The sequence below is a fragment of the Sutterella seckii genome, from assembly GCF_009183815.1.
GTDB classification, from domain to species: domain Bacteria; phylum Pseudomonadota; class Gammaproteobacteria; order Burkholderiales; family Burkholderiaceae_F; genus Sutterella; species Sutterella seckii.
Genome location: NZ_WEHX01000128.1, coordinates 1 through 5,101 on the forward strand (window position 1 = coordinate 1; position 5,101 = coordinate 5,101).

Annotated in this window: 2 protein-coding genes and 1 pseudogene; all 3 read right to left on the reverse strand. The window is 61.5% G+C overall.

The window, feature by feature from the left end:
• The coding region (locus GBM95_RS11005; protein ID WP_319643768.1) for an RNA polymerase sigma factor region1.1 domain-containing protein at nt 1-1,158 on the reverse strand (1,158 nt) is incomplete at its 3' end.
• Between the two features lie 494 nt (nt 1,159-1,652).
• Nucleotides 1,653-4,334: an RNA polymerase sigma factor RpoD gene (gene rpoD, locus GBM95_RS11010; protein ID WP_152159139.1), complete on the reverse strand. Its 2,682-nt coding sequence runs from the start codon at nt 4,332-4,334 to the stop codon at nt 1,653-1,655.
• 416 nt (nt 4,335-4,750) lie between these two features.
• Nucleotides 4,751-5,101: pseudogene (locus GBM95_RS12400) on the reverse strand (hypothetical protein); the annotation flags it as partial.

Below are 5,101 nucleotides of genomic sequence, written 5' to 3' on the forward strand. Positions count from 1 at the left end.
AAGCGCGCCGCGGGCGGCGTCAAAGAGCGAGAGCACGCGCTCGCGCATTTCGGAGAGCTGGTCGACCGTCATGGCGGCGGCGCCGATGTCGGTAGCGATCTCGTCGCCGTTCGTGGAGTCGGCCGTCTCGCTCGCCTTCTGCGCGGCGTCGTTGAAGCCGTCCACCACCGTGTCGACCGCGGTATTTTCATCGCGAAGCACTTCGCCCAGGCGCAGGATTTCCTCAACCGCGCTCGGGTACTGCACGATCGTCGAAACGAGACGGATCGTGAACTGTTCGATCGACTTCGCAACCTCGATTTCGCCCGCACGGGTGAGGAGCTTGTGGGAGCCCACGCCCCTCAGATACGCGCGCAGCGGATCCTTCGAGAGGCCGGCAGACTCTTCGGGCGTGAGCATCACGGCGGCATCGTCTTCGTCGATGTCGTCGCCCGTATCGCCGCCCATGCCGTTGATGAGAATGTCGTCCTCATCGGGCGGGGTTTCAAAGACCTGAATGCCGAGGCGTCCGAGCTGCTCGGTCACTTCCTGCAGGTTTTCCGAAGTGCGAAGCGCGCTTTCGGGAAGGTAGTCGTTGATGTCGGCAAGCGTCACCCAGCCGCGGGTGCGGCCGAGGCGCACGAGTTCGCCGTAGCCGTTCTTGGGCTGGGCGCCCGGCTCGCGGACGCCGTCGCCGTCGGTGCCGGCATCGTCGTCGGAAACCTTTCCTTCCTGCCAGGCATCAACCTCAGCGGCATCCTCGTCGGAATCGTCAACGGAAATGTCGTCGGCTTCAGCGAGGTCGTCCGGATCGATCGAATCGACGTCATCGGAAAATTCGTTTTCGTCCGAATCCTCTTCCTGAGCGGCGGCAGCCTTCTTCGAGGCCTTTGCCTTCTTGGGCTTCTCGGCCTTCTCTTTCTTGGCCTTCTTCGCCTTGGCGGGCTTCTCCGCGTCGTCAGACGCCTCAGCCTCAGCCTTCTTCTTGCGCTTCGCAGGCTTTTCCTTCTCGGAGTCGGCAGCCTTTTCGGCATCCGCCTTCTTCGTTCTCCGAGCCTTGGCGGGCTTCAGAGCCTTCGCATCCTCAGCCTTCTCAGCCGGATCCGCAGCCTTGGCCGGCGTCTCGATCACGGCTTCATCCGCGTTGTCCGCAGTCGTCTTCTTTGTCGTCTTGCCCATAGTGCTCTTCCTCGGCGCGGCCTCTGCCCGCATGAAGCGAACAGAGCCCGCGCGTCGGGCGAAATCCTGTCAATAGCGTTCGCGGTTGCCGGATTGCCCGGGAGATTCGTCGAGGACGAAAAAAAGCCCCCGGCCGCATGGCGCGCATGCAGCCGCAGAGCTTCATTCATTCAAACTTTCTCCTCGAACAGAAAGTCCCTGGACCTCCGGCTCGTCCTTCGCCGCGCTTCCGTTCTGATCAGCCTCTGCTGACCCCGAAAAGCATTCCGCAGAACCGGAACCGCCCGAAGCGCACATTCAAGCGGATCAAAATTCCGCGCCAGCGATCCCCGCAGCAGCGCTTCGGCTGCCGGGCGGATTCGTTCTTCCTCCGTGCGTTCCGGTGGTGCCGGCATTCCCAGAAATCTCTTTTCGCTAAAGAGATCGGGCCGCGGCAAAAGGGTGCACAGAATAACCCGCACCCTTCAGTTTTTCAACTTTTTTTCCGGACTTTCTCAGTCTTTTCCCTCACCCTCGACGAAGCTCTTCAACTTGTCGGCGCGGCTCGGATGGCGGAGCTTCCGGAGAGCCTTCGTTTCGATCTGGCGGATGCGCTCGCGCGTCACGTCGAACTGCTTGCCCACCTCCTCGAGCGTATGGTCGGACTGCATTTCAATGCCGAAGCGCATGCGCAGAACCTTCGCTTCGCGGGGCGAGAGGCTGTCGAGCACCTGCCGGACCGTTTCCGAAAGGCTCATATTCTGCACCGCTTCCGCGGGCGCCACCGTCTGCGTATCCTCAAGGAAGTCGCCGAGATGCGAATCGTCGTCGTCGCCGATCGGCGTCTCCATCGAAATCGGCTCCTTCGCGATCTTCATGATCTTGAGGATCTTGTCCTCGGGCATTTCCATCAGTTCCGAAAGCCTGCGGCTGTCGGGCTCGACGCCGGTCTCCTGAAGTTCCTGGCGCGTGATGCGGTTCATGCGGTTGATGGTCTCGATCATGTGCACCGGGATGCGGATCGTGCGGGCCTGGTCGGCAATGCTGCGCGTGATCGCCTGACGGATCCACCAGGTCGCATAGGTCGAGAACTTGTAGCCGCGGCGGTATTCGAACTTGTCGACCGCCTTCATGAGGCCGACATTGCCTTCCTGAATGAGGTCGAGGAACTGGAGTCCCCGGTTCGTGTACTTCTTCGCGATGGAGATCACGAGGCGAAGATTGGCTTCCGTCATCTCGCGCTTCGCGTTTCTCGCCTTCGCTTCGCCCGTCGCCATCTGCTTGTAGGTGTCGAGGAGCTCGTCGACCGTCATGTGCGAGGATCTTTCAAGTTCCGCCAGGTGCCGCTGCTCCTCCTCGACATTGGCGCGCACGTGAAGCACGGCCTGGGCCTTCGCCGGGAAGGCCGCCGCCACGTCGTCCACCCAGCCGATGCGGGTGGCGTTCGGGATGAAGTTGGCGAGGAACCAGTCGCGCGGAATGCCGATCTTGCGCACGTATTCGTCGTAGACGGCGCGCTCGCTCGCGCGCACGTCGCCGATCGTGCGGCGAAGCGACTCGCAGAGCCGGTCGGCGGTCTTCGCCGTGAAGCGGATGCTCATGAGCTCCTGCTGGATCGAATCCTTGAGGGGCTCGAGTTCAGGGGCCTTCGGTCCCTTGTCGTCGAAGGCGCGCACGAGCGCATGGAAGTGCTCGCCCACCTTGTCGAAGATCTGAAGGCTCTTTTCCTTCAGTTCCTCAAGCTGCCCCACGGTCATGGCCGAGGCGCCCATGTCGGTCTCGTCCTCGTGGCTCCCGAGCACGTTCTTCTGGTCGTCGGGCGAAACGATGCCGTCGACGATCTCGTCGATTGCGGCCGACCCCGAACGGATGCGCTCGGCGCTCTCGAGAATCTCGCGCACGGTGGCCGGGCAGCGCGCAATGGCGAGCACCATGTGCTTGAGGCCGTCCTCAATGCGCTTGCTGATCTCGATTTCGCCCTGTCGCGAAAGAAGCTCCACCGAACCCATCTCGCGCATGTAGATGCGCACCGGGTCGGTCGTGCGGCCGAATTCGCTCTCGACGGTCGAAAGCGCGGCTTCGGCTTCTGCCTCCGCATCCTCGTCGCTTACCGCTTCGCCGGCGCCCTGAATGAGGAGCTGCTCCTCATCGGGAGCAACCTCGTGCACGGCGATGTTGAGGTTCCCGAGAATGCTTACGATCGTTTCGATCGCGTCTTCGTCGAGAAGCGTATTGGGGATGTTGTCGTTGATTTCGCTGTAGGTAACGTAGCCGCGTTCCTTGCCGAGCGTGATGAGCTTCAGAAGACGAGAGCGGCGGTCTTCCTTCGACTCCTCCTGCGCGCCGTAGCCGTGCTGCATGGCTTCAAGAAGCGCCTTGTCGCGCGCCGCGCGCGACTTCTTCGTGCGGCGCACCTTCTTCGGGGCGCCGTCTCCGGCGGCTCCGGTTTCGGGTTCAGGTTCGGCGCCGGACTCAGCGCCATCCTCGCCGTCGTCGTCCTCGGGCTCGATGTCCTCCACGTCCTCGACGTCGGCAACATCCTCGAGGTCCGGGATGTCTTCGTAGTCGCCGCTCCCGTCATCGTCGTCAATGACGTCGACGATGCCGCCGTCGTCCGCGAATTCGTCCGCATCTTCGGACTTCTTCGCCTTCTTCGATGTTTTTTTCTTCGCAGCCGCCTTCTTCGGCGCCTTTGCCGCCTTGGGAGCCTTTTTGGCCTTCGCAGCCTTGGCGGACTTCTCCTCAGCCTCGCCTTCATCAGACTTCCCGGCTTCCGCTTCTGCGGCATCCGCAGCGGCGGCTTCTTCCGAAGCCTTCTTCACGCGCGGCTTGCGGGCTTTCTTAGCGGGCGCCGGAGCTTCCTCAGACGCTGCAGTCTCCTCCGCCTTCGCCGCCTTCTTGCGGGAGGCTGTCTTTTTTTCCTTCAGGGGAGCGTCCTCGGTTTTTGCAGCAGAAGCCGCTTCCTGAAGAGCTTCAGCGGGGGCCGCTTCCTCGACCGCCGTCTTCTTTTTGGCGGACTTTCTCAGCCGGGCAGGAGCGCGGGGCTTTTCAGCTTCAACGGATTCAATGGACAGCGTAAGGCCCGAGGTCTCGAGCTGCGCCGGCGCCTTGGTTTTCTTCTTGCCGTGCTTCTTCGAGCTCGTTTCGATCGCTGCATCCGCAACGACATCCTTCTTTGCCTTTTTAGCCACCGCCATGTACCTCTCCTCAGGCCCTTCGCGGCATAAAAGCTTTGCTTGCCGCAGAAGTGAGACAGGCCGCCCGTCCGAAGCCTCCTTCAGAGAGGACGGTCTGTAGTGCGCAGCCGCCTCCGGGAAAATCTGTGCTTCCCTCGAAGCCGGAGGATCCCGAAGCTGCCGTTCACAAATGCAGTCCTGATCCGGAGAGCTCAGAAGGAAGGAACTTTGAAGGAGAAATGTCATTTTTCTCTCTCCTCCGCAGGCTGAGCACCCCAAAAAAATCAGGGGGGATCGTTTTAAATTTTGCCACATGAACGGATTTTTAACCCGACAATTCGTGAAAACCACAAGGAAAATCAAGATCTGGCAAATGATTATTTGTAACAAATTGTAATCAATCTTGATTTCCGCATGTCGGAATGACGAATCGGCCTTTAAAAGCGGCCCGAACCGCGCATGTCGGGATCGGCGTCAGGCATGTCGCCGGGAAGATTTTCTGCGGCTTCCTCGAGAAGACCCGAGAACTCCTCATCGGCCATATCGACGCCGAAGCCTTCCGGCATTTCGGGCGGCATCGCGGCATCCGCATCGGCGGCGAAGGCGCCGGGATCCTCCGGATAATCCTGATCCGGGTCTTCAAGCCGCATGCCGGCACGCTTCTCGGCCTGCTCGCGCAAGGCCTTCGCAATGGCATCGCGACGCGAGCGCGGCGAGTCGGCCGCAGCCCGGGCTGGGGCGGGAGCCGGTTCTGAAGGCTTCATCGCCGTCACCCCGGAAGATGCGGA

What these genes read in the sequence shown, in the direction of transcription:
- rpoD (WP_152159139.1), bottom strand. Translation starts at nt 4,334, where the DNA reads ATGGCGGTGGCTAAAAAGGCAAAGAAGGATGTCGTTGCGGATGCAGCG.